Below are 22,716 nucleotides of genomic sequence, written 5' to 3'. Positions count from 1 at the left end.
CGCACCCGGACGGAGAACTCATGAGCGCGGAAATGGATGCCCTGGTCAACGGCGTCGCCGAGCAATTGGAGGCCCTGGAGGCCACGCTGTACGGCCTCGGAAAGGTGCGCGGCCGCTTCACGTCGGACGACCGTTCGGTCTCCGCCGAGGTGGATGGCAATGGAGCCTTGACGGGGCTATGGCTGGCCGAATCCGTGACCTCTCGGCCCCCGGCCGAGGTCTCCCAGCTCATCCTGTGGGCATGCGGACAGGCGGCCGCGCTGGCGAGCGCGCAAAGGGCCGAGGTCGTCGCCGGATTGAACCGTTCACTAGCCCCCGGAAATGTTCCGGGAAATGTTGGGGCCGACCCGGATAGTGCCTGAGGCGGCCACTAGATAGGCTTCCGGTCATGGCTTCTGGAGACATCGTCCCGATCGCGCTCGGCCTGACCAAAGGCGATCTCGTCACCCTGTGGGCACCGCGCTGGCGAGACGGTGACGATGAGTGGCAGGCGTTCCTCGGTCACGAGGAGGACCTGTACGGATTCGAGTCCGTCGCGGAGCTCGCCGCGTTCATCCGGACCAATGCCGAGAACGATCTCGTCGACCATCCGGCCTGGACCATTATCGCTGGTCTGTCGGCTGCCGAACTGGAGCCCGAGGAGCAGTTCGTCTTCGATCTGGTCGGCGTGCCCGAGCTCGCGGCCGACGATCCGGACCCCGAGGTCGTCTCCGAGCTCGAGGACACCCTGGAGCTGGTTCGCAATCTCGGCGACGTGTGCGAGCTCGACACCGTCACCAAGTTCTATGGCTCGCACCCGGTGCTGGGCGCTCTCGCCGGTGGCGTGAACGCCTTCGCCGGGCCCGAGGGCGAGGAACTCTGGGACCAGATCGGCGCGGCCATCGCCAAGGACTGGGACGACGTGCTGGACGCCATCGACTCGGTGGTGACCATCCCCGAGGTGGACGCCGACGCGGTCGCGGTCGCCGAGGCGGAACTGCTTGCGGCGGAAGAGAACATCGTCGATGCCGAGGACGCGGCGGACAGCGACGATGAGATCGAGGTCGTCGACCTGACCAAGGACGACGACGAGGAAGAGGAAGAAGAGGACGAGGTGCTGTCGTTCTGGCACGAGGTCGGCATCGACCCGGTCAAGATCGTCACCTCCGAGGGCACCGTCTACACGCTGCGCTGTTATGTGGACGACGAGCCGATCTTCCTCGGCACCGATGGGGCCATCACCGTCTTCGGCTCCGAGCGCGCCCTGGCCCGCTACCTGGCCGACGATCACGAGCACGACTTGACCCGGGTCAGCACCTACGCCGAGGTGCAGACCGCGGCGGTCGATGGTTCGCTCGAGGTCGAGGTGGATGACGAGAATGTCTACGTCCTGCCCGGCCTGGCCGACGATCTGGGCAGCGGCCCCAAGTCCGTCGATACCGACCAGCTCGACCTCGCGGTCGAATTGTTCACCGACGCAGCCGATTACGCCGAAGATGACTCGGTCGAATCCGCCCTCGCCGTTTCCACCCCGCTCGGCTGGTACGTCTCCTACCTGCTGAACCCCGACCCGACGCGTCTCGCCCCGAACCCTCCGTTCGCGGCCGAGGCCGACGGCTGGCGGGCGCTGGAACAAGCCTTCGAAGCACGCCTCAACCAGGAGTGACCTCGCCAGAAGTCCTCTCGCTCTGACAATTCGGGCCGCACCCCCACGGGTGCGGCCCGAATTGCATTACGGCCTTTATCCGATCATGACGGCCCTAACCGATCAGGACCGCATAGCCCGGCTTGATGACTTCGTCGATGAGCCGCAGGCGATCCGGGAATGGAATGAAGGCGGACTTCATGGCATTGATGGTGAAGCGCTCCAGATCGCTCCAGCCATAACCGAAGGTCTGCACCAGCTTGAGCATCTCCTCGCTCATGGAGGTATCGCTCATGAGCCGGTTGTCGGTATTCACGGTGACCCGGAAGCGAAGTCGCGCCAGCAGGTCGAAGGGATGCTTGTCCAGCGAGGGGACGGCACCGGTCTGCACATTCGAGGACGGGCACAGTTCGAGCGGAATTCGCATGTCCCGCACATAGTTCGCGACTATGCCGAGCTTGGGGCCGTCGGCGGAATCGGTGATGTCGTCGGTGATGCGGACGCCGTGGCCGAGCCGTTCACAGCCGCAGAAGGCAATGGCCTCGTGGATGGACGGCAATCCGAAGGCCTCGCCCGCGTGAATCGTGAAGTGCGCGTGCGCGGATCGCAGATATTCGAAGGCGTCCAGGTGGCGGCTGGGCGGATAGCCCGCCTCCGCACCGGCGATATCGAAGCCGCCGACGCCGCGATCGCGCCAGCGTACGGTCAGTTCGGCGATATCCCGGGAGCGGGCGGCGTGCCGCATGGCGGTCAGCAGGCAGACGACCACGATGGGAGTGCCTGCCGCGGCGGCATTGGCTTCGCCTTCACGGAATCCGGCGAGGGTGTGCTCGACCACCTCGTCCAGGGTGAGCCCGGCTTCGAGGTGCTGTTCGGGCGCGAACCGCACCTCGGCGTAGACGACGCCGTCGGCGGCGAGGTCTTCGGCGCATTCGCGCGCCACCCGCCGCAGGCCCTCGGGCGTCTGCATGACGGCGACGGTGTGCGCGAAGGTTTCCAGATAGCGTTCGAGCGATCCGCTGTCGGCGGCGTCCCGGAACCAGTTACCCAGGGTTTCGGCGTCGCCTGCGGGTAGCTGGTCGTAGCCGCAGGCATTGGCCAGCTCCAGCACCGTGGCGGGGCGCAGGCCGCCGTCCAGGTGGTCGTGCAGAACCGCCTTGGGCGCCTGGCGGATCGAGGCGAGAGTGAGGGGCGTCGGTCCAGTCATGTTCAAACGGTAGCCGCATTCCCGTTCTGCGGCATCGTAGTTGGACTGTGTCCACCCTCTCTTAGGCGAGTCGTTGCCCGCGCGTTGCTGGACTTTCCGTGATCGTCACTCAGTAGCCGCAGGCCACGCCCTTGCCCTCGGGGTCGAGTTGCCGGTTATATCCCGGCTGACCGGCGTATAACGGCGCCTTCCCCTCGGCCCGCACCTGAGCACAGCTGCTGTAGTACGGGTACGGCTTGGAGTGCGTCGTCGGCGGATTGGGGTCGATCCGCGGCTCGGCACTCGAGGCTGACATGGCGGCGAACGGCAGCGCGAACCCGAGCGCCAGCGCGCCCAGCCCCGCCGCCACCGACGCCCGTACTCGGAAATCGGATCTATACATCACCGTTCCCAAGGTAGGCCGATCCGCCGATCCCGGCTGCGCCCCAGCTCGAACCACGCGCTCCATCGAGATTGCAGGTCTTGTCGACAGTTGCAGGGGTTGTATGGCCTGCAACCGTCGGGAAGGCCTGCAACTCCGGGGGTCAGGCGGTGATGCGGCCGAGGACCAGGGGCTGGGCTCGTACGTCGGAGGCCTCGCCGATGGTGTACGCGTCGCGCAGCAGCTCGAGTGCGGCCGGGATCGCTTCGGGGGTGTCGGTGTGCAGGGTGAGCAGCGACTGCCCCTCCTTGATGGGATCGCCTGGCTTGGCGTGCATTTCGATACCCGCCCCGGCCTGCACCGGATCACCCTGGCGGGCGCGGCCCGCACCGAGCCGCCAGGCGGCCAGGCCGATGTCCATGGCGTCGAGCCGAGTCAGGGTGCCCGAGGCGGGGGCGTACAGGGTTTCGGTGTGGCGCGAGGACGGCAGCGGAGCGTCGGGATCCCCGCCCTGCGCGCTGATCATGGCGCGCCACTGGTCCATGGCCCGGCCGTCCGCGAGGGCGTCGGCCGGGTCGATGCCGTCGATTCCGGCCTGGGCCAGCATTTCCCGCGCCAGGGTGAGGGTCAGGTCCACGACATCGGCGGGCCCGCCACCTGCGAGAACGTCCAGGGATTCGGCGACCTCGAGGGCATTGCCCGCGGTACAGCCGAGCGGGGTGTCCATGGCGGTGAGCAGCGCCACGGTCCGCACGCCCGCGTCGGTACCGAGTTCGACCATGGCGGTGGCGAGTTCGCGGGCCTGGTCGAGGTGCTTCAGGAAGGCTCCCCGCCCGACCTTCACGTCGAGGACCAGCGCACCGGTTCCCTCGGCGATCTTCTTGCTCATGATGGAGCTGGCGATCAGGGGGATGGATTCGACGGTCCCGGTCACGTCACGCAGCGCGTAGAGGCGTTTGTCCGCGGGCGCGAGGTCGGCTCCGGCGGCGCATACCACCGCGCCGATGGCCGGGTCGGCGAGGATCTCCCGCATGCGGGATGCGGAAATGTCCGCCTGCCAGCCGGGAATCGCCTCGAGCTTGTCGAGAGTGCCTCCGGTGTGGCCCAATCCGCGCCCGGACAGCTGCGGCACGGCCGCACCGCACGCCGCGACCAGCGGCGACAGCGGCAGGGTGATCTTGTCTCCCACGCCTCCGGTCGAATGCTTGTCGACCGTGGGCCGCCCCAGATCGCGGAAGTCCATCCGCTTGCCGGAGTCGATCATGGCGCCCGTCCACCGCGCGGTCTCCCGTCGCGTCATGCCGCGCAGCAGAATCGCCATGGCCAGCGCCGACATCTGTTCGTCGGCCACTTCCCCGCGCCTGAACGCGTCCACCACCCAATCGATCTGCGCGTCGCTGAGCTCCCCGCCATCGCGCTTCGCTGTGATCACCGATACCGCCGAATGCACCGTCACCCCTCCAACCCTGGCATGCCCGAGGGAAGTTCGTGGGTTACTGCTGTCCGGCGGACAGGTCGTCGGGCCCGAAGGCGTCGGGCAGCAGCGCGCTCAACAGGACCGGAGCGCCGCGGTGATCGACGACGAGTTCGTTCCCGCCGTGTTCGAACAGGATCTGCCGACAGCGTCCGCAGGGCATGAGGATTTCGCCGCGGGAGTCGCAGACGGAGACGGCGATAAGTCGCCCGCCGCCGGACGAAATCAAGTTACCCACCAGTACGCATTCGGCGCAGAGGCCCAAACCGTATGAGATATTTTCCACATTGCAGCCGCTCACAATGCGGCCGTCCGCGGTGAGAGCGGCCGCCCCGACGGGGAATCGGGAGTAGGGCGCATAGGCATTTCGCATGACTTCGGATGCCTTGTGCCGCAGGACATTCCACTCGATATCCGACATATCGGACCATCCTCCCATGACCATGGCGGAACCCGCGCGGGAGCCGTCCGACTCGGCCTCGAAAATCAGGAAAGGCAAACCTAACTCACAACAATTCGGACCAACGAGCGGCACGCCGAATTAGTTCCGCCAACACCCACGGATTAGAGTCCATGACAGATCGGTCCAGGTTCCCGACAGCGGGCCTGCAGCACTGCCACCGGATGTCGATTCCGCTCGTGAGCAGGTGTTATCGACAGTCCAACGGCTCTGCGGCCGGATCTGACCGGGTCCATCAACGACGTTGGAGGCACCGCACGCTATGACCACGCTAGAAGCTCCGGCTAAGCCGAAGCGGACCCTGTACCGAGGCGACCCCGGCATGTGGTCCTGGGCCATGCACCGCATCACCGGCGTGACGATCTTCTTCTTCCTGTTCGTCCACGTCCTGGATACCGCACTGGTGCGCGTCAGCCCGGACACCTACGACCAGGCGATCGAGACCTACAAGAACCCCGTCGTGGCCCTCATGGAAATGGGCCTGGTCGTCTGCGTGCTCTTCCACGCGTTCAACGGCATCCGGGTGATCTTGGTCGACTTCTGGTCGAAGGGGCCGCGCTACCAGCGGCAGATGCTGTGGATCGTGCTCGCCCTCTGGATTCTGATCGCCGGAGCCGGCGTCGGCCGCCAGTTCTTCTACCTGCTGACGAATTGAGGGCGACCGACATGACCGCACCTGTTCTGGGCAAGTCCTACGACCGCCCCGCCAGCCTCGACGCACCGCGTGCCCCGCGCCGCACCTCCGGCAATAACTTCGAGAAGTACGCCTGGTTGTTCATGCGCGCCTCCGGCCTGCTGCTGGTGGTCCTGGTCATCGGCCACATGACGATCATGCTGATGATCGACGGCGGCGTGCACCGCCTCAACTTCGCCTTCGTGGCCGGCCGCTGGGCCAGCCCGTTCTGGCAGATCTGGGACCTCACCATGTTGTGGCTGGCCCAGCTGCACGGCGGCAATGGCCTGCGGACCGTCATCGACGATTACGCCCGCAAGGACTCCACCCGCTTCTGGCTCAAGACTGCATTGGTCGTCTCCATGATCTTGGTCATGGCGACGGGCACGTATGTCATCTTCACCTTCGACCCCAACATCAGTTAGGAACAGGCCACCTCGATGAGTGACTCTCGACCGATTCAGGAGCACCGCTACGACGTCGTGATCGTCGGTGCCGGCGGCGCGGGTATGCGCGCCGCAATCGAGGCCGGTCCCCGGGTTCGCACTGCCGTGCTGACCAAGCTCTACCCGACCCGCAGCCACACCGGTGCGGCGCAGGGCGGCATGTGTGCCGCGCTCGCGAACGTGGAAGAGGACAACTGGGAGTGGCACACCTTCGACACCGTCAAGGGTGGCGATTACCTGGTCGACCAGGACGCCGCGGAGATCATGGCCAAGGAGGCCATCGATGCCGTGATGGATCTGGAGAAGATGGGCCTGCCGTTCAACCGCACGCCCGAGGGCAAGATCGACCAGCGTCGCTTCGGCGGTCACACCCGTGACCACGGCAAGGCCCCGGTCCGGCGCGCGTGTTACGCCGCAGACCGCACCGGCCACATGATTCTGCAGACGCTGTACCAGAACTGCGTCAAGCACGACGTGGAGTTCTACAACGAGTTCTACGTGCTCGACCTGGTCATGACCGATTCCGAGCGCGGCCCGATCGCGACCGGCGTGGTGGCCTACGAGCTGGCGACCGGCGAGCTGCACGTCTTCCACGCGAAGTCGATCATCTTCGCCACCGGTGGTTCGGGTCGTATGTACAAGACCACCTCCAATGCCCACACCCTCACCGGTGACGGCATGGCGATCGTGTTCCGCAAGGGACTCCCGCTGGAGGACATGGAGTTCCACCAGTTCCATCCGACAGGCCTTGCGGGCCTGGGCATCCTGATCTCCGAGGCGGTCCGAGGCGAGGGCGGCATCCTGCGCAACTCGTCCGGTGAGCGCTTCATGGAGCGCTACGCCCCCACCATCAAGGACCTCGCGCCGCGCGACATCGTCGCCCGCTCGATGGTGCTCGAGGTGGCCGAGGGACGCGGTGGCGGCCCGAACAAGGACTACGTCTACATCGACGTGACCCACCTCGGCGAGGACGTGCTCGAGGAGAAGCTCCCCGACATCACCGAATTCGCCCGCACCTACCTGGGTGTGGACCCGGTGAAGGAGCCGGTGCCGGTCATGCCGACCTGTCACTACGTGATGGGCGGTATCCCGACCAAGATCCGCGGCGAGGTGCTGCGCAACAACACCGACGTGGTCCCCGGCCTGTACGCCGCCGGTGAGTGCGCCTGCGTGTCCGTGCACGGCGCGAACCGCCTGGGCACCAACTCGCTGCTGGACATCAATGTGTTCGGCCGTCGCGCGGGCATCGCCGCCGCCGAGTACGCCGCGCGCAGCGAGTTCGTGGAGATGCCGGAGAACCCGGCGCAGATGGTGCAGGACTGGCTGGCGCTGATCCTGTCCGATCACGGCAACGAGCGCGTGGCGGACATTCGCACCGAGCTCCAGGCCACCATGGACGCCAATGCGGGCGTGTTCCGTACCGAGGACACCCTGAAGAAGGTGCTCACCGATATCCACTCCTTCAAGGAGCGCTACTCGCGGATCACGGTGACGGACAAGGGCAAGCGCTACAACAGCGACCTGCTGGAGGCCGTCGAGCTCGGCTTCCTGCTGGAACTGGCCGAGGTCACCGTCGTCGGCGCGCTGAACCGGAAGGAATCGCGCGGCGGCCACGCCCGCGAGGACTACCCGAACCGCGACGACACCAACTACATGCGCCACACCATGGCCTACAAGGAGAGCCCGGAGCTCGTCTCCGACATCCGGCTCGATTACAAGCCGGTGGTGCAGACCCGTTACGAGCCGATGGAGCGTAAGTACTGATGACTGCCACACTCGACAAGGCGGTTTCCGAGAAGCCCGCGCCCGTGCCGGACGGCTCGACCATGATCACGGTCAAGATCGCCCGCTTCAATCCCGAGGACGCCCTGGGCGCGCATTGGGACGAGTTCCAGGTGCCGGTGCTCCCGACCGACCGGTTCCTGAACGTGCTGATCTACATCAAGTCCTACCTGGACGGCACGCTCACCTTCCGCCGCTCGTGCGCGCACGGTGTCTGTGGCTCCGATGCCATGCGCATCAATGGCGTGAACCGCCTGGCCTGCAAGGTGCTCATGAAGGACCTGCTGCCCAAGGGCGGCAAGGCGCTCACCATGACCGTCGAGCCGATCCGCGGCCTGCCCGTGGAGAAGGACCTCATCGTCGACATGGAGCCGTTCTTCGACGCGTTCAAGGCGGTGAAGCCGTACCTGATCACGCACGGCAACGAGCCGACCCGCGAGCGCATCCAGTCCCAGCACGACCGGGCCCGCTTCGATGACACCACCAAGTGCATCCTGTGTGCCTGCTGCACCACCTCGTGCCCGGTGTACTGGAGCGACGGCAGCTACTTCGGCCCGGCCGCGATCGTGAACGCGCACCGCTTCATCTTCGACAGCCGTGACGAGGCCGCGCGTGAGCGCCTGGACATCCTCAACGATGTCGAGGGTGTGTGGCGCTGCCGCACCACGTTCAACTGCACCGACGCCTGCCCGCGTGGCATCGAGGTCACCAAGGCGATCCAGGAAGTCAAGCGCGCTCTGCTCTTCGCGCGCTGATTCCATAGCCTGAAAGCGAAGGCCGCCTTCCTCTTCTGAGGAAGGCGGCCTTTGCTGTTGCCGGACAGCCGTTGTCGGGCACAATTGATCCGAGATCGGATCGAGGGGGGCGTCGATGACGAATCGACAAGATCGAGCCAGGCGAGTCGGCAGTACCCGGCTGCCGATCCTGGTGGCGGTTCTGCTGCTCACCTCCGGATGCGGAATCCTCTTCGGCACATCGACTTCCGCCTTGGACCGGTACTACCACCAGCACGTGTCGTGGGGGTCCTGCGACGGGTTCGCGGGCTCGGAGGGGTTGTCGGCGGCGGGAATTCAGTGCACCCGGATCACCGTGCCGCTCGACTACGACAAGCCGAAGGACGGCACGGCACAGATCGCGGTGTCGCGCTTGGCCGCTCGGGGCGAGCGGGTCGGATCGCTGCTCACCAATCCCGGCGGACCGGGTGCGCCGGGTCTGAAACTGCCGCTCGGACTCTCGAAGTCGGCGCTGGCGCAGCGCTTCGACTTGATCGGGATCGATGTGCGCGGGGTGGGCGCGTCGACGCCGAAGGTGGAGTGCCGCACCGCCGCGGACTTCGCGGCCGAACGCACCGACGCCGACCTGGACCGCTCCACCGCGGGCATCGCGGCCACCGAGCAGCGGCACCGGGATCTCGTCGCGAAGTGCTTGCAGCGCACCGGAACCGACGTGCTCGCGGACATCGGCACGCGCCAGGCGGCCTGGGACATGGACGTGATCCGGTCCGTGCTCGGTGATTCGAAACTGACCTTCCTCGGCTGGTCCTACGGCACCCGGCTCGGCTCCACCTTCGCCGAGATGTTCCCGAACCGGGTGCGGGCCATGGTGCTCGACGGTGCGTTGGACGCGGACGCGGATGTGCTGGACGACGTCGGGATAGCGGCGGGCATGCAGCACGCCTTCGACGCCTACGCCGCGGACTGCGTGCAGTCGGCGGACTGCCCACTCGGCACCGATGCCGGACAGGCGACGGAAGCCCTTCGTTCCCTGCTGAATCCGCTCGAGGACCACCACGCCGCGACGGCCGACGGCCGGGGGCTGGGGTACCTCGACGCGTTCAGCGCCGTGGTCAATTCGCTGTACAGCCCGAGCGGATGGCCCGCCATCACCAAGGGCCTGACCGAAGTCCGGCGCGGGAACGGCGACACCTTCTTGGCATTGGCGGACCGCTTCACGACCGGGGTGGTGAATCGCGACCAGCAGAAGGCGGTGCTCTGCCTGGAGGAGACGCGCGTGACCGATCACGCCGAGGCGCTGGCACTCGATCGGCGCGCGCAGGCCGTCGCGCCGATGATGGACGACGGCCACAATGGCGCTCAGGTCGCATTGAACGTCTGCGCCTTCTGGCCGCTCGCCCCCGCATGGCTGCCGCACCGGCCGAGCACCCCCGGGCTGCCGAAGGTGGTCGTGGTCGGCACCACGGGCGATCCGGTCGCTCCCTACGCGGGTGCGCTGGCCCTGGCGCACGAGCTCGGGGCCGCGATGATCAGCTATCAGGGGGTGCAGCACGGCGTGGTTGCCACGGGCGTGCCCTGCGTGGACGACCCGGTCACCCGCTATCTGGTCGACCTCACCCCACCCGCGGACGATTTACGCTGCGAGGCACAGTAATTCGCGCGGCGTTCGACTACCCCTCAGACGGCTCATCAGTGGTCGAATCACGGTGCGGAGCAAGGGATTCCCACGACCAGGTGAGCGTGCCCGCCGCCAGATCGGCGACAACGCCTTCCACCCAGCGCAATTCGGCCTCGGCGATGGCGCGCAGATATTCGTCTTCGAGGGTCACCACGCGCGGGAGTTGCATCTGGGTGGCGAGCTCGGCGTCCTCATCCATCTCGGTCACCGTGGCGCGCAGGGTTTTCGCGCGCCGCTCCAGTTCCTCGCGCGCGGCGAGGGGCCCGAGCAGCATCAGGAATGACAGTGCCGCGGGGAATTCCGGGAATTCATTGCGCGGGGTGCTGACCATTTCGGCGAGCCAGGCGGCGCAGGCGGCGCGGCCCGCGTCGGTGATCTCGTAGACGGTGCGTTCCGGGTACTGCTGGTCGCGTCCGGTCTCGCGGACTGCGACGAGCCCGGCTTCCTGTAGTCGGGCGATGGTCTTGTACAGCCCGGCGCGCTGGCCGACATTGACGACCTTGTCCTTGCCCCATTCCTTGATGCGCCGCTGGATGGCGTAGGGGTGCATCGGCTCCAGATGCAGGATGCCGAGCAGCGCCATGGCGAGCGGTGAGCGCTTGAACTGGGCCGATGCTGTCATGACCTCATCGTACTAGATTCCCGACAACTAGATTCCCAGAAACTAGTTGCGTGGAGACTAGTTCTCATGCCACTATTGAGGAGCAGGCGAACTCGACCACCACCTCCAGAAGGACAAAGGCAATGACCACCACCGCTCCCGTCAAGATCCACACCGACCACGCCACCACCAAGCGCCTCGGCGACTGGACCGATGCCAAGCAGTTCGATATCAAGGCCCGCTACGGCAGCATGGTCATCGATCTGCGCTCCCCGCAGATCGAGGGTGACGACCCGATCGTCGTGCACGCCGATCTCGACCACGGCATGGTCAAGCTGCTCGTCCCGGACGACGCGGTCATCGACCAGACCGAGCTGAACTGGACCGGCCGCGGCAAGGTCAAGGACTTCGCCAAGCCCGCCGACGCCGATGGCCGGGTCATCCGGCTCACCGGTTCGGTCACCTCCGGCGAATTCCGTATCCACCGTGCGGGTATCGCGGTCCTGTCGGCCCTGTTCTCCCGTGAGTTCTTCGAGGATGCGCGCCGCGCCCGCAAGGAGGGCCGCACCCCGACCCTGATCGATCCGGCCAACGCCCCGCGCTGACCCACGAGCACCGAGTAGCACTTCCGAAGGCCCCTGGCATCTGCAAATGCCGGGGGCCTTTCCCATGCCCGCGGCCCCGAGTGCGGGCGATCGACACGATTCGGCCACGACGGACGCGCCGATCCTCGAGATCGATTGCGCCGAGCCATGTGCGCTCGATGCACAGCCGAAGCGGAGTCGCACGGCGTCGGCCACGCCGCGCTACTCCGCCAGCTTGGCAATCTGACCAGTTGCGCGGGCGTTCGTTGTAGCGCGCGTCGCACAGTGATTGCATCGAGTCATGTTCACCGAGGCTCAGCTGTACTCGCCGGTGACCAAGGGTGCCGATGGAGATGTGACCGTACATCTCAGCGACGAGCATCCCGGGGTCAATGATCCGGTCTATCGGGCGCGCCGCAATGCGATTGCCGCGCTCGCCCTGGGTTATCGGCCCGGCGGTCCGACGCCCGTCATCGATTACACCGGCGAGGAACAAGAGGTGTGGCGGATCGTCTCCGCCGAATTGGCGCGCAAGCGGGAACGCTATGCGTGTGCGGAGGTGATCGAGGCGGCCGGGCGCTTGGACCTGCCGTCGGATCACATCCCGGAGTTGGACGAGGTCTCGGCGAAACTGGTGCCGCTCACCGGATTCCGCTACGCGCCCGCCGCGGGCCTGGTGCCGCTACGGCAGTTCTTCGGTTCCTTCGCGGACCGGATCTTCCACTCCACCCAGTACATTCGTCATCATTCCGCGCCGCTGTACACGCCCGAACCCGATGCGGTGCACGAAATCCTGGGCCACGCCAATCAATTGGCGAGTCCGCGCTTCGCCGCCATCTACGCGGAGGTGGGCGCGGCCGTCGCCCGGATCACCGGCGAGAAGGCCTTGAAGTTCCTGGCCGATGTGTTCTGGTTCTCCATGGAATTCGGCGTGGTCCGCGAACGGGGCGAAGTCCGTTGCTACGGAGCCGGATTGCTGTCCTCGTTCGGGGAGATCGAGGAGTTCCGACAGGCCGAGCTGCGCCCATTGAACATTCGCGAGATGGGCACCGCCGTCTACGACATCACGCACTATCAGCCGATTCTGTATTGCGCGGAATCGATCTCGGAGATCGAGGATGTGGTGGGCGGGTTCTTCTCGACCATGACCGACGACACCGTGGCGGAGCTCATCGGCGTGCAATCCGCCTAGGCCGCGGTCAGATCTTCATTCCGCTCGCCACGAAGTCGATCACCTTCAGAATCCGGTCCGGGTCGTAGGGCCCCTCATTGATCTGCGACAGCATCGCGCCGGTGAGCGCCCCGGCCAGGACGCGGCATTCGAAGTCGTCGGCATCGCGGCCCAGCCGCTTGGCCGCTATGGCTGCCATCAGGTCGATATTGCGTTCCAATTCCCGGGCCACCGCGCCGCGCAGTTCCGGCACCGAGTAGAGCAGTTCCGTCCGCTCGGTCTCGAAACCGAAATCGTACGAGCTGAGTTCGGCGAAGGATTCGATGGTGGCCTGCCGGATGGCTTGCAGGACCGTCATGTCCTTGGGCTGCCGCTCGATCGCCCGGATCATGACGGGGTCCAGGTCGTCGGCCAGCACCACTTGGTCCTTGGACGGGAAGTAGCGGAAGAAGGTGCTCGGCGAGACGTCGGCGGCCTCCGCGATCTGCTCGACGGTGGTCTCGTTGTATCCCTGCTCCCGGAAAAGACGGAACGCCTCGGTGCGAATGGCGCGCCGAGTGCGTTCCTTCTTCCGTTCCCGCAGCGTCGGCCGGGGCGGGCGCGCGGGTTCGTCGGTCAGTAGAGCGGGGTTGGACTCAGCCGGCATGAACCGATTGTGCAGCATCGGGCGCGGGCTCCCGCGCCACCCGCGATTGCCGGGTCAGCACGGCGGCCAGCACGGTCGCGGCCACGCAGATGGCCGCGCACACCCAGAGCATGACGCTCATCCCGTCCATGAAGGCGGTCTGCACGTGGGTGAGCAGGGTGGGGTCACCGAGCTTGCGCGCGACGCCGACACCGGCATTGACACCGTCCGAGATCGGGTCGCGGTTGAGTTCGCCCAAGCTGGAACGGTATTGGGTGGACAGGATGGTGCCGAGCACGGCCACGCCGATGGTCCCGGCGGCCTGTCGCAAGGCCTGCATGAGCGCCGAACCGGAGCCGGTGCGCTCGGGAGTGAGGTCGCCCATGGCCAGGCCCATGGCGGCGGGCATGAGCAGGCCCATGCCGAAGCCGAGCAGGGTCAGGGCAATGGCCGCCATCAGGTAGCCGCTGTCGACGGTGAGCAGCGCACCCAGGCCGAGTCCGACGGCGAGCAGGGTGAATCCGGAGGTCAGCACCAGGCGCAGTCCGACCTTGGGGAGCAGCTTGTCCACCACGCGGCTGCCGAGGGCGAGCCCGAGGATGAGCGGCAGCAAGCGCAACCCGCTGCCGAGCGCGTCGGTCCCGAGCACGGCCTGGAAGTACTGCGGCATGGTGAAGAAGAGACCGAACATGGCGAAGTTGACGAGCACCATATACACGGTGCCCCAGCGGAATCCGCGCGCTCGGAACAGTCCGAGGTCGATGAGCGGATGGGCCGCCCGCCGCTGCCACAGCACGAACGCGCCGAGGATCAGCGTGCCGCCCACGACGGCCGCCCAGGCGGGGCCATTGCCCCAGCCCTGCTCGCCGAAGCGGATGAAACCGTAAGTGAGGCCGAGCATTCCGGCGACGGACAACAGGACGCCGGGCAGGTCGATGCGGAACTCGGCCGCGCTCTTGGATTCCGGCACCAGCAGGGCGACCGCGGTGGCTCCGATGACGACGAGCGGCACATTGAGCAAGAAGACCGAGCCCCACCAGAAGTTCTGCAGGAGCCAGCCGCCGACGATCGGGCCGAGGGGCAGGCCGATGGCGGTGGAGGTGACCCAGATGGCGATGGCGCGCCGGAGTTGCGCCGGTTCGGGGAACAGGCCGGGCAGCACGGACATCGAGAGCGGGATCATGGCCGCGGCCGCCACGCCGAGCACCACGCGGGCGGCGATGAGCTGTCCCGAGGAGATGGCGAAGGCGCAGGCGATGGAGGCCCCGCCGAATACCAGCAGGGCGGCGAGCAGGAACTTCTTCCGGCCGTAGCGGTCGCCGAGGGCGCCCGCCGGGAGCATGACGGCGGCCAGGGCGAGGGTGTACGCGCTGCTGAACCACTGCAGTGCGGAGGTGTCGGCGTGCAGGTCGATGGCGAGGGTGGGCAGGGCGACGGTCAGCACGGTGACGTCGAGGCCGATGGTCAGCATTGCCACGGCCAGGGCGCCGAGGGCCAGCCAGCGGCGCGCGCCTGGTGGATTCATGACAGGTCCAATCAGTTGAATCAAACTCGATAATGAGAGAGTCTCCCATTTGACAGATCATGTCAAACGTTGTCGTGTCATCGAACCTATCCAGCAATTGGACGAACGTCTGAACTTGTCGCGACACCCTCCACGACGACTGCTACCTTCATCCGGATTGTTTTGAATTTGCAGGCCCCGCAACGGGTCTGAATAGATGAGGCGTGAAATGACTGTTGAGGCAACAGAACCCGTCCAGACTCCCTTGCATCTGCAAGGACGCGAAGCCGTAATCGCCGGTGCCGCACCGGAGGAATGGCGCGGTGATGTCCCCGACTACCACCTCAGCCACACCGTCATGCCGGTCGAGCGCACCACCCAGCACGCGCCCGACTCGCTGGAGTTCATCGTCGAAGAACTGGTGAAGGTCTTCGAGATGGAGGTCTCGCACAAGAAGGATCCGGCCGACTGGGTCTCCCTGGTGGCCGAGCACTATCGCGGCCGGGTCAATGGCGGCAAGTGGCAGGACGCGGAGGAGTTCGCCTCGATCGGGTCCTACAACATCCTGATCGGCGAGAACCCGTACTACGACGTCGACAATGAGACCTTCGAGTCCTCGCACGACATCTTCCACACCGCCTTCCCGGGCGGCTTCTTCTGGGAGGTTCTGGAAGTGCTGTCCGGCCCGCCGACCGTCACCTTCAAATGGCGGCACTGGGGTCGCTACACCGGCGCGTACAAGGGCCACGAGCCCACCGGCGAACTCATCGAGATGACCGGCATCACCATTGCCAAGGTCTCCGAGGACCTCCGCATCCTGGAGCTCGAGCACTTCTACGACAACAACAAGCTGCTGGGCCCGCTGGCGCACGGCTGCCCGGTCCGCAAGACCGCCGAATAGGGCTCGCCCCGAGTAGTTCTCGATACCGCCGTCCCCCGATCCCGCAGCCCTGAGGTCGGGGGATACTCGCTGGTCACGGGCGGTTGTTCGGCGCCTCCACACCGCTGGGGCATTGGGGCGATATTCTCGGGCGCGATGAGCATTCGCAGGCATTCGCGCCACGCCCCCGTCCGCCTCGCCGCCGTTCTGGCGGCCGGTCTCACCGCACTCGCGGTCGGGTCCTACGCGCCCGCACCCGGTCCGGCGAACGCCCAACCGCCCACCACCACAACGCCGTTCACGACGCCGAACACCGATGACTGCGCGCAGAAGACCAGTCCGCCGCCAGCCATCGACACCTCCGAGGCGCCGGAGCCCGGGCAGTCCACGCCGGGGGCGCTGGCGATTCCGGACCCGCCGGTGGGCGGGAAACGGCTGGGCGGTTGCGGTCTGGTGGTGCCGCCCGATTCGGCCCGCATACCTGAGGGCATCTCGGCCACGGCGTGGATGGTGTCGGATCTCGATAGCGGCAAGGTGCTCCTCGCCAAGGATCCGCACGGGCGGTATCGGCCCGCCTCCACCATCAAGGTGCTGCTGGCGGATGTGGCGCTGCGCAAGCTGGATCAGAACAAGGTGATCGTCGGGACCCAGGACGACGCCAATGCCGACGGCACCCGGGTCGGCATCGGGCCCGGCGGGCGGTACACCAATCGGCAGCTGTTCCAGGGGCTGATCATGGCGTCGGGAAATGATGCGGCGCATGCCATCGCCACCCAGCTCGGCGGGGACGAGGCCACGGTCGCGCTGATGAACGCTCGCGCGAAAGAGTTGCACGCCTTGGATACTCGCGCGGCGACACCGTCCGGCCTGGACGGGCCGGGGATGAGCACCTCCGCCTACGACCTGTCGCTGATCTTCCGCGATGCCATGACGCTGCCGCTGTTCGCCGAGCTCATCCACACCGAGCAGGTGGACTTCCCTGGCTTCCCGGCGAATCCGAAAGACCCTGACGACAAGGATCATCCGGGCTTCATGATCGCCAATGACAACCATCTGCTCTACGAGTACGACGGCGCGCTGGGCGGCAAGACCGGGTACACCGACGACGCCCGGCAGACCTTCGTGGCGGCGGCGCAGCGCAATGGGCACCGCCTGGCCGTGACGCTTCTGAAGGCGGATGTGCTGCCGTTCCGGCCGTGGGAGCAGGCCGCCAAACTGCTCGACTACGCCTTCGCGATGCCCTCGGGGGTGAGCGTCGGCAGCCTGCCCGGCAGTGATTCGAACTCGACCGACCTCACGGCTTCCGCTGTGGCAGTGGCGACTCCGCCGATGGATCACGTCGAGGCACACAACGACGGGTCCGGGAACAATGCGCGGCTGATCCTGATCGGCGGCGGTCTCGTCCTGGTGGTGCTGCTGCTGGCGGTCGCGAGCCGGTTGGGCCGCCGCCGCTGAGCTACGGTACGGCGATTGGTTTGTCATTGGAACCTCATTGGTGGGTGTCCGCAGAGTAGGGGTGAGCCATCCAGGCCTACCCCGAACTCTGAGGAGACCTCATGAAAACGACCCGCAAACTCCGCAGCCTCACCGCGATGGCGGCGGCCGCCGTGGCCCTGAGCACGGTCGGCGCGACCGTGTCGACCGGCACCGCGAATGCCACCACGGGATTCGACTTCACCTTCAATGCCCTGCACTCCGGTGACTGCACCATGCAGAGCGGCGCGAAATGGACCATCAACTCCGATGGCACCGCGTCCTTCGACGGCACCGTGTCCAGCTCCAGCGGCGGGGACGCCTACCTGATGTGGGTCGAGTTGCGCGACAGCAATAATGCCGTGCTGACGACCGTCTTCAATAACAACTGGTACGACGGCAAGGATCAGGGCAAGTTCGCGCAGAACCTGTCGACCAAGAACAAGAAGTACCGCTGGTTCGCGACGGGCCTGTTCGACAAGAACCTCTTCTCGCTCGTCGAGCACGTGAACATTCGCTCGCACTGCTGATCGCGCGGGATTCCAGTGCTGATCAGCGCTTGCGCAGCGCCGAAACCAGTGTTGCCGCAACAGCACCCGCACCGAACAGCGCCGCCCCCGTTCCGGCCGAGAGTCCCGGGCCCAGCATCCGGGTCTCGATAATGGCCGGGGCGGGCGGCGGAATATCCACCGGCAGTTCGTTTTCCGAGGCCGTCGCCGCCCATGCGGTGGCGAACAGGATGATTCGCGCCGTGATGTAGCTGAACACCATCAGGCTGATGATGGGGCCGAAGGCGACACCGGCCGGGCTGGTCACCACCGTCTTGAGGATGATCGTGGCCAGCTGTTTGAACAGTTCGAAGACCACCGCCGCGAACAGCGCCGCCCGCGCCGCGCTGCGCACGGTGACCGGATGGCGCGGCATGCGGGCGATGATCCATACGAAGACCGCCCAGTTCGCCAGAATGGCCAGCACCAGCGACACGATCATGAGCAGCACGGTGATCCAGGTCGACTGCTCGATATGGGCGCGCTTCAGCAGCGATTCGATGAGACCGCTGGTGGCCAGTATCGACAGGCCGAGCGATATGGCGATGGCGAAGAACAGCCCGATCAGCGCCAGCAGATCCGAGAGCTTGGTGAGCGCCCAGTTGCCCGGTTTGCTCGGCTGCTCCCACTGTTCGGTGAGCGCGGCCCGCAGGTTCGCGATCCAGCCCAGACCGGCATAGGCTCCCGCGGCCAGACCGATCGCGCCGACTCCGGTGCGGGAGTTCACCGCCTGAGTGATCAGGTCATTGATCTGCTCCCCCGCCGAGCCCGGAATGTTCTCGACGATCTTCTTCTGCATCTCGGTGAGCAGATGCGGATCGCGCGACAGCACGAAACCGGCCGCCGCGAAACCCACCATCAGCAGCGGAAACAGCGACAGCACCGTGAAATACGTAATGCCCGCGGCATAGTAGTCACCGCGCTGTCGCTGATATCGGCCTCCGGCGCGCACCAGATGATCGAGCCAATGCCGCTTCTGGATCTCCCGTTCGATCCACGCCTTGACCTGATCGAATACCTTGCCGAACACCGTGCACCTCCGCGACGCTCGGCGCGCAGGAGTCAACGGGTCAGGAAGCCCACCCGGTCGTACACCTGCGCGAGAGTCTTGCTGGCGACCTCTCGCGCCCGATCCGCGCCGGAAGCGAGGATGCGGTCGAGTTCGCCCTGGTCAGACATATACTCTTCCACCTTCGCGCGCATCGGAGTGACAAATTCGACCAGCGCGTCGGCGGTGTCGGTCTTGAGGTCGCCGTAGCCCTTGCCCTGATAGTTCTGTTCCAGGGTGACGATCGGGGTCTCGGTGAGCGAGCTCAGGATGACCAGCAGATTGCTCACGCCCGGCTTGGTCTCCGGGTCGTAGCGGATCTCGCGTTCGGTGTCGGTGACCGCGGAGCGGATCTTCTTCGCCGAAACCTTCGGATCGTCGAGCAGATTGATCAGGCCCGCGTCGGAGCTGGCGGACTTGCTCATCTTGGAGGTCGGATCCTGCAGGTCGTAGATCTTGGCGGTGCCCTTCATGATGTACGGCTCCGGCACCACGAAGGTCTTCTTGAAGCGAGTATTGAAGCGCTGCGCCAGGTTTCGGGTCAGCTCCATATGCTGGCGCTGGTCCTCGCCGACCGGCACCAGTTGCGGGCGGTAGAGCAGGATGTCGGCGGCCATCAACACCGGGTAGGTGAACAGGCCGACGGTGGCGTTATCCGCCCCCTGCTTGACCGACTTGTCCTTGAACTGGGTCATCCGGCTGGCCTCGCCGAAACCGGTGATGCAGCTCAGCACCCAGGTCAGCTCGGCGTGCTCGGGCACCTGGCTCTGCACGAACAGCGTGGCCCGCTTGGGGTCGATGCCGACCGCCAGCAGCTGCGCGACCGCCTGCTTGGTGCGCTTGCGCAGCGCCTTCGGATCCTGCGGCACGGTGATGGCGTGCAGGTCGGGGATGAAGTAGAAGGCTTCGTAGTCGTCCTGCAGCCGTGGCCAATATTGCAGCGCGCCAAGGTAGTTCCCGAGATGGAAGGAATCGCTGGTCGGCTGGATCCCGGACAGGACCCGCTGCTTGCGTTCGGCGGCTGGTTCAGGACTGGACATGCTCCGATCTTCCCATGGCCATCAAGCCGAATTTCGCGCCACCCAGTTCCGTGGATCCACCCCCGGCATACTGGGCCGACCCGCGTGCACGAGCTGCTGTTCGCGGCGTGTCGCCAGCTTGTAGAGCGGGTAGCTGGGGCCGTTCAGCGGGCCGCGCAGCAGCTTGGGCAGCAGCGGCGGCGAGAGGTGCGCGGTGCGGACCGCCTGCGCCAGGCCGCGGCAGGCCAGCTGCTCGCGAATGCCCCAGTCCAGGCCGTACATTTCGCGGATGCGCGGCGGGAGTGAGCCCTGCACGAGCAGGTTGAATCCGGTCAGCGCCTGCTGCACCGGCATCGACAAGGGGTTGGCGATGCGCTGGCCCATCAGGTACGCGCCGACCAGCTCGGCCTCCTCGGTCAGGAAGAGTTCGTCGGAGGCGAGGTAGGCGTCGAAGTCGCGGCGGAATTCCCGGTAGGTGGCGGGCGCGGCCTCGCGGGGCATGCCGAACAGCTCACCCCAGCGGCAATAGTCCTGGTAGAGGCCCTCGCGTTCGCCCGCGGTGAGGCGGCGGACCAGGAGGTCGTGCATGACCTCGGCGGAATCGAAGGTGAAGGCCATGGTCATGAACATGAGGTGCGGGTCGTGCGCCGAGTAGCGGGTGCCCGCCGGATGCCGCTCCCCCGCGTCCTCGGGTAGCGCGCCGTTCACCGTCGCATGCTTCTTGCGGGTGAACGAGCGGGCCCGATCCGCCTCGGCCTTGCTGCCCAGTGACACGGCTTCGAAAAGCCTGCCGGTCAAGGCAAGTCGCGTGTAGGGGGTGGTCCGGTGCTCGGTGTTCTCCGCGGTGCCGACGTAGAGCAGCGGGTGTACCGCGCCGATCACCAGGGCACGCTGCCCGTAGGTGAGTCCGACCGCGCGCTTGCGCATGACACGCCGAATCATCGAGTCGTCGGAGAAGTAGCCGGGTTCTGATGCAGACATCGTTGTCTCCTGAAAACAGGGCCGTGGTGCAGGCCACAGCCATCTGGCTACAGAGTCCCCCACATCACATATTCTGGCAAGACCTTCTACCAGAATTGCGTCCGTGCCAGAATCGAACCGTGACCGGGCAACGGACGTATGGCGGCATCTCCGCGGAAGAACGCCGCGCCCAGCGCAGAACCGCACTGCTGGATGCCGCGCTCGAGATCATCGGCAGTCAGGGCATCGACAAACTCACCGTCTCCGCGCTGTGCGCCGGGGCCGGACTCAATGAGCGCTACTACTACGAGAACTTCGACGGCCGTGACGCGGTCCTGTCCGCACTGTTCGACGCCATCGCCGAAGAACTCGCCACCGCGATCCTGCGCGCGATCCAGACCGCCGCCGACGACACCCGCGCGCACGCCCACGCCGCCATCACCGCGGGCATCGGTGTCCTCACCGACGACCCCCGCAAAGCCCAAGTGGCCCTACTGGTCAGCGCCTCGACCCCAGAACTCCGCACCCGCACCACCCACACCATCCGAGCCTTCGCCCACCTGGTCGCCGCCGAGGGCATCGACTTCTACGGCCTCACCGATCCAGACCCCAACCCCGCCATCGGCTTCCGCGCCACCTACCTCGTAGGCGGCCTCGTGCACACCCTCACCTCCTGGCTCCAGGGCGACCTCGACATGCCCCGCGACGAACTCATCGACCAAACCACCGACGTGTTCGTCCTGCTCGCCGAAGACCTGGCGACCCGCCTCCGCGACTGACTAGTGGTGGTTCACACCCCATTCGTTTGGCTCACACCGCCTTCGGGCGTTCGACAGGGGGTGTGGGCCAAACAGATGGGGTGTGAACCGCCTCGGGACTCGGTCCCACGGTGCGGCGGGAGGGGCGCGGGGTGGTCGAGGCGGTTGGCGGGGCAGACTGGGCTGATGTCTGGTCATCCTGTTGCGGCGGTGCTGTTCGCGTTTGTTGGAGCGGTGATGTTCGCGGTGGGGGCAGTGGCGCAGCAGCGGGCCGCCGCGGAGGTTCCCGAGGGTGAGGCCCTGATGGCCCAGCTGATTCGGAGTCCGCGGTGGTGGGCGGGGCTGGTCGGGGACGGCGGCGGGTTCGCGTTTCAGGTGGTGGCGCTGTCCATGGGGACGGTGCTGGTGGTGCAGCCGATTCTGGTGACCGCGTTGGTGTTCGCGCTGCCGTTGGCGGCGCATTACAGCGGGCGGCGGGTGACGCTGGTGATGTGGGGGCAGGCGGCGGCCCTGTCGGTGGCGCTGGCTTGCTTCCTGATCGTCGGCGATCCCACCGAAGGGGTGACGGATGCGCCGTGGCAGCGGTGGATGGGGCCGCTGGGATTGGTGCTCGGGGTGATCGCGGCGGCCACGGTGGCCGGAGTCAGGGTGAAAGCGCCTGCGCTACAGGCGCTGCTGCTCGGGACGGCGGCCGGTTTGCTGTTCGGTGTGTCGGCCGCGCTGACCATTCATGTCACGCAGTTGTTCGGCGACGGCGTCGGCCCCGTGCTGGGCAGCTGGCAGACCTACGCCCTGGTGGTGACCGGCCTGTCGGGCCTGTACCTGCAGCAGCGCGCGTATCAGGTTGGGCCGCTGTCGGCTTCGCTCCCGGCGTTCACCGTCACCGAGCCGCTCGGTGCGGCCTTCCTCGGGCTCACCGTGCTGGATGAACGACTGCGCAGCGGTCCGATCGGGACCGCGTTCGTGCTGGCCTCGGTGGTCGTGATGGGTGTCGCGGCCGTCAAGCTCTCCCGCGCCCAGGCGACGGATTCGCCCGAGCCGCAGGATATTCCGCAGGCCGCGGAGTCCATCCTCGGCGACCGCTGACCCGGCGGGATAGCCGAAAA

Annotated in this window: 24 protein-coding genes; 14 read left to right on the top strand and 10 right to left on the bottom strand. The window is 66.5% G+C overall.

Features of this window, described 5'->3' with window-relative positions:
• Window positions 1-20: 20 nt before the first annotated feature.
• Together AB0N05_RS22890 and AB0N05_RS22885 are read left to right on the top strand one after the other, a co-directional pair.
• On the top strand, window positions 21-362 hold the full coding sequence (locus AB0N05_RS22890; protein ID WP_364697632.1) for a YbaB/EbfC family DNA-binding protein: 342 nt from the start codon (window positions 21-23) through the stop codon (window positions 360-362).
• A gap of 26 nt (window positions 363-388) precedes the next feature.
• Window positions 389-1,645 carry a primosomal protein gene (locus tag AB0N05_RS22885; protein WP_364697630.1) on the top strand — a complete coding sequence of 419 codons (1,257 nt, stop codon included), beginning with the start codon at window positions 389-391 and terminating at the stop codon, window positions 1,643-1,645.
• A gap of 94 nt (window positions 1,646-1,739) precedes the next feature.
• Here the strand turns inward: AB0N05_RS22885 and AB0N05_RS22880 are convergent, their stop codons facing one another.
• The 4 genes from AB0N05_RS22880 to AB0N05_RS22865 all read right to left on the bottom strand — a co-directional run bounded on the left by AB0N05_RS22880 (window position 1,740) and on the right by AB0N05_RS22865 (window position 5,087).
• Window positions 1,740-2,831, bottom strand: a complete 1,092-nt coding sequence (locus AB0N05_RS22880; protein WP_364697629.1) for an adenosine deaminase — start codon at window positions 2,829-2,831, stop codon at window positions 1,740-1,742.
• A gap of 109 nt (window positions 2,832-2,940) precedes the next feature.
• The gene (locus AB0N05_RS22875) at window positions 2,941-3,213 is read right to left on the bottom strand and encodes an excalibur calcium-binding domain-containing protein (RefSeq protein WP_364697915.1); all 273 of its coding nucleotides are present in this window, start codon (window positions 3,211-3,213) and stop codon (window positions 2,941-2,943) included.
• Between the two features lie 142 nt (window positions 3,214-3,355).
• The gene (locus AB0N05_RS22870) at window positions 3,356-4,642 is read right to left on the bottom strand and encodes a thymidine phosphorylase (RefSeq protein ID WP_364697913.1); all 1,287 of its coding nucleotides are present in this window, start codon (window positions 4,640-4,642) and stop codon (window positions 3,356-3,358) included.
• Window positions 4,643-4,685: 43 nt separating this feature from the next.
• Entirely contained in the window at window positions 4,686-5,087 is a 402-nt protein-coding gene (locus AB0N05_RS22865) for a cytidine deaminase (RefSeq protein ID WP_364697911.1), read from the bottom strand.
• Between the two features lie 301 nt (window positions 5,088-5,388).
• Here AB0N05_RS22865 and sdhC point away from each other — a divergent pair, with 301 nt between their 5' ends.
• The 5 genes from sdhC to AB0N05_RS22840 all read left to right on the top strand — a co-directional run bounded on the left by sdhC (window position 5,389) and on the right by AB0N05_RS22840 (window position 10,415).
• Window positions 5,389-5,781 carry a succinate dehydrogenase, cytochrome b556 subunit gene (sdhC, locus tag AB0N05_RS22860; protein WP_364697628.1) on the top strand — a complete coding sequence of 131 codons (393 nt, stop codon included), beginning with the start codon at window positions 5,389-5,391 and terminating at the stop codon, window positions 5,779-5,781.
• Window positions 5,782-5,792: 11 nt separating this feature from the next.
• Window positions 5,793-6,224, top strand: coding sequence for a succinate dehydrogenase hydrophobic membrane anchor subunit (locus AB0N05_RS22855; RefSeq protein ID WP_364697626.1), 432 nt, complete (start codon window positions 5,793-5,795; stop codon window positions 6,222-6,224).
• A 15-nt stretch (window positions 6,225-6,239) separates the two neighbouring features.
• Window positions 6,240-8,009, top strand: coding sequence for a succinate dehydrogenase flavoprotein subunit (sdhA, locus tag AB0N05_RS22850; protein WP_364697625.1), 1,770 nt, complete (start codon window positions 6,240-6,242; stop codon window positions 8,007-8,009).
• A complete protein-coding gene (locus AB0N05_RS22845; protein ID WP_364697624.1) occupies window positions 8,009-8,782 on the top strand; it encodes a succinate dehydrogenase iron-sulfur subunit in 774 nt (257 codons plus the stop codon). The genes sdhA and AB0N05_RS22845 overlap by 1 nt, the downstream gene beginning before the upstream one ends.
• Before the next feature lie 115 nt (window positions 8,783-8,897).
• The gene (locus AB0N05_RS22840) at window positions 8,898-10,415 is read left to right on the top strand and encodes an alpha/beta hydrolase (RefSeq protein ID WP_364697622.1); all 1,518 of its coding nucleotides are present in this window, start codon (window positions 8,898-8,900) and stop codon (window positions 10,413-10,415) included.
• A gap of 16 nt (window positions 10,416-10,431) precedes the next feature.
• On the opposite strand, the gene AB0N05_RS22835 is transcribed toward AB0N05_RS22840, so the two are convergent.
• Window positions 10,432-11,061, bottom strand: coding sequence for a PadR family transcriptional regulator (locus AB0N05_RS22835; RefSeq protein ID WP_364697620.1), 630 nt, complete (start codon window positions 11,059-11,061; stop codon window positions 10,432-10,434).
• A gap of 122 nt (window positions 11,062-11,183) precedes the next feature.
• Between AB0N05_RS22835 and AB0N05_RS22830 the strand changes: the two genes are divergently transcribed.
• Entirely contained in the window at window positions 11,184-11,645 is a 462-nt protein-coding gene (locus tag AB0N05_RS22830; protein WP_364697619.1) for a hypothetical protein, read from the top strand.
• A gap of 280 nt (window positions 11,646-11,925) precedes the next feature.
• Complete coding sequence (locus tag AB0N05_RS22825; protein WP_364697617.1) at window positions 11,926-12,816, top strand: phenylalanine 4-monooxygenase; 891 nt, start codon at window positions 11,926-11,928, stop codon at window positions 12,814-12,816.
• Window positions 12,817-12,823: 7 nt separating this feature from the next.
• Here the strand turns inward: AB0N05_RS22825 and AB0N05_RS22820 are convergent, their stop codons facing one another.
• Both AB0N05_RS22820 and AB0N05_RS22815 read right to left on the bottom strand, forming a co-directional pair.
• The gene (locus AB0N05_RS22820; RefSeq protein ID WP_364697616.1) at window positions 12,824-13,441 is read right to left on the bottom strand and encodes a TetR family transcriptional regulator; all 618 of its coding nucleotides are present in this window, start codon (window positions 13,439-13,441) and stop codon (window positions 12,824-12,826) included.
• Window positions 13,431-14,945, bottom strand: coding sequence for a DHA2 family efflux MFS transporter permease subunit (locus AB0N05_RS22815; protein ID WP_364697614.1), 1,515 nt, complete (start codon window positions 14,943-14,945; stop codon window positions 13,431-13,433). Before AB0N05_RS22815 ends, AB0N05_RS22820 begins: the two co-directional genes overlap by 11 nt.
• 208 nt (window positions 14,946-15,153) lie before the next feature.
• On the opposite strand from AB0N05_RS22815, the gene AB0N05_RS22810 reads away from it, so the two are divergent.
• The 3 genes from AB0N05_RS22810 (at window position 15,154) to AB0N05_RS22800 (ending at window position 17,807) form a co-directional block, all read left to right on the top strand.
• Window positions 15,154-15,825, top strand: a complete 672-nt coding sequence (locus tag AB0N05_RS22810) for a SnoaL-like polyketide cyclase (protein ID WP_364697612.1) — start codon at window positions 15,154-15,156, stop codon at window positions 15,823-15,825.
• Window positions 15,826-15,960: 135 nt separating this feature from the next.
• Window positions 15,961-17,259, top strand: coding sequence for a D-alanyl-D-alanine carboxypeptidase family protein (locus AB0N05_RS22805; protein WP_364697610.1), 1,299 nt, complete (start codon window positions 15,961-15,963; stop codon window positions 17,257-17,259).
• A 101-nt stretch (window positions 17,260-17,360) separates the two neighbouring features.
• Window positions 17,361-17,807, top strand: coding sequence for a DUF6294 family protein (locus AB0N05_RS22800; protein ID WP_364697608.1), 447 nt, complete (start codon window positions 17,361-17,363; stop codon window positions 17,805-17,807).
• A gap of 22 nt (window positions 17,808-17,829) precedes the next feature.
• On the opposite strand, the gene yhjD is transcribed toward AB0N05_RS22800, so the two are convergent.
• The 3 genes from yhjD to AB0N05_RS22785 are packed head-to-tail and all read right to left on the bottom strand — an operon-like array spanning window position 17,830 to window position 20,873.
• Window positions 17,830-18,855 (bottom strand): inner membrane protein YhjD, encoded by a 1,026-nt coding sequence (yhjD, locus tag AB0N05_RS22795; RefSeq protein ID WP_364697607.1) that lies wholly within the window; start codon window positions 18,853-18,855, stop codon window positions 17,830-17,832.
• 32 nt (window positions 18,856-18,887) lie between these two features.
• Window positions 18,888-19,913 (bottom strand): tryptophan--tRNA ligase, encoded by a 1,026-nt coding sequence (gene trpS / locus AB0N05_RS22790; protein WP_364697605.1) that lies wholly within the window; start codon window positions 19,911-19,913, stop codon window positions 18,888-18,890.
• Between the two features lie 21 nt (window positions 19,914-19,934).
• Window positions 19,935-20,873, bottom strand: a complete 939-nt coding sequence (locus AB0N05_RS22785; protein WP_364697604.1) for an oxygenase MpaB family protein — start codon at window positions 20,871-20,873, stop codon at window positions 19,935-19,937.
• 119 nt (window positions 20,874-20,992) lie between these two features.
• On the opposite strand from AB0N05_RS22785, the gene AB0N05_RS22780 reads away from it, so the two are divergent.
• Window positions 20,993-21,631 carry a TetR/AcrR family transcriptional regulator gene (locus tag AB0N05_RS22780; protein ID WP_364697602.1) on the top strand — a complete coding sequence of 213 codons (639 nt, stop codon included), beginning with the start codon at window positions 20,993-20,995 and terminating at the stop codon, window positions 21,629-21,631.
• A gap of 165 nt (window positions 21,632-21,796) precedes the next feature.
• Entirely contained in the window at window positions 21,797-22,696 is a 900-nt protein-coding gene (locus AB0N05_RS22775; protein ID WP_364697599.1) for a DMT family transporter, read from the top strand.
• Window positions 22,697-22,716: the final 20 nt, after the last annotated feature.

The organism is Nocardia sp. NPDC051030 (genome assembly GCF_040683015.1).
Taxonomy (GTDB): domain Bacteria; phylum Actinomycetota; class Actinomycetes; order Mycobacteriales; family Mycobacteriaceae; genus Nocardia.
Note: the sequence above shows the minus strand (reverse complement) of the source record. Positions and strands in the feature narration are given on the sequence as shown.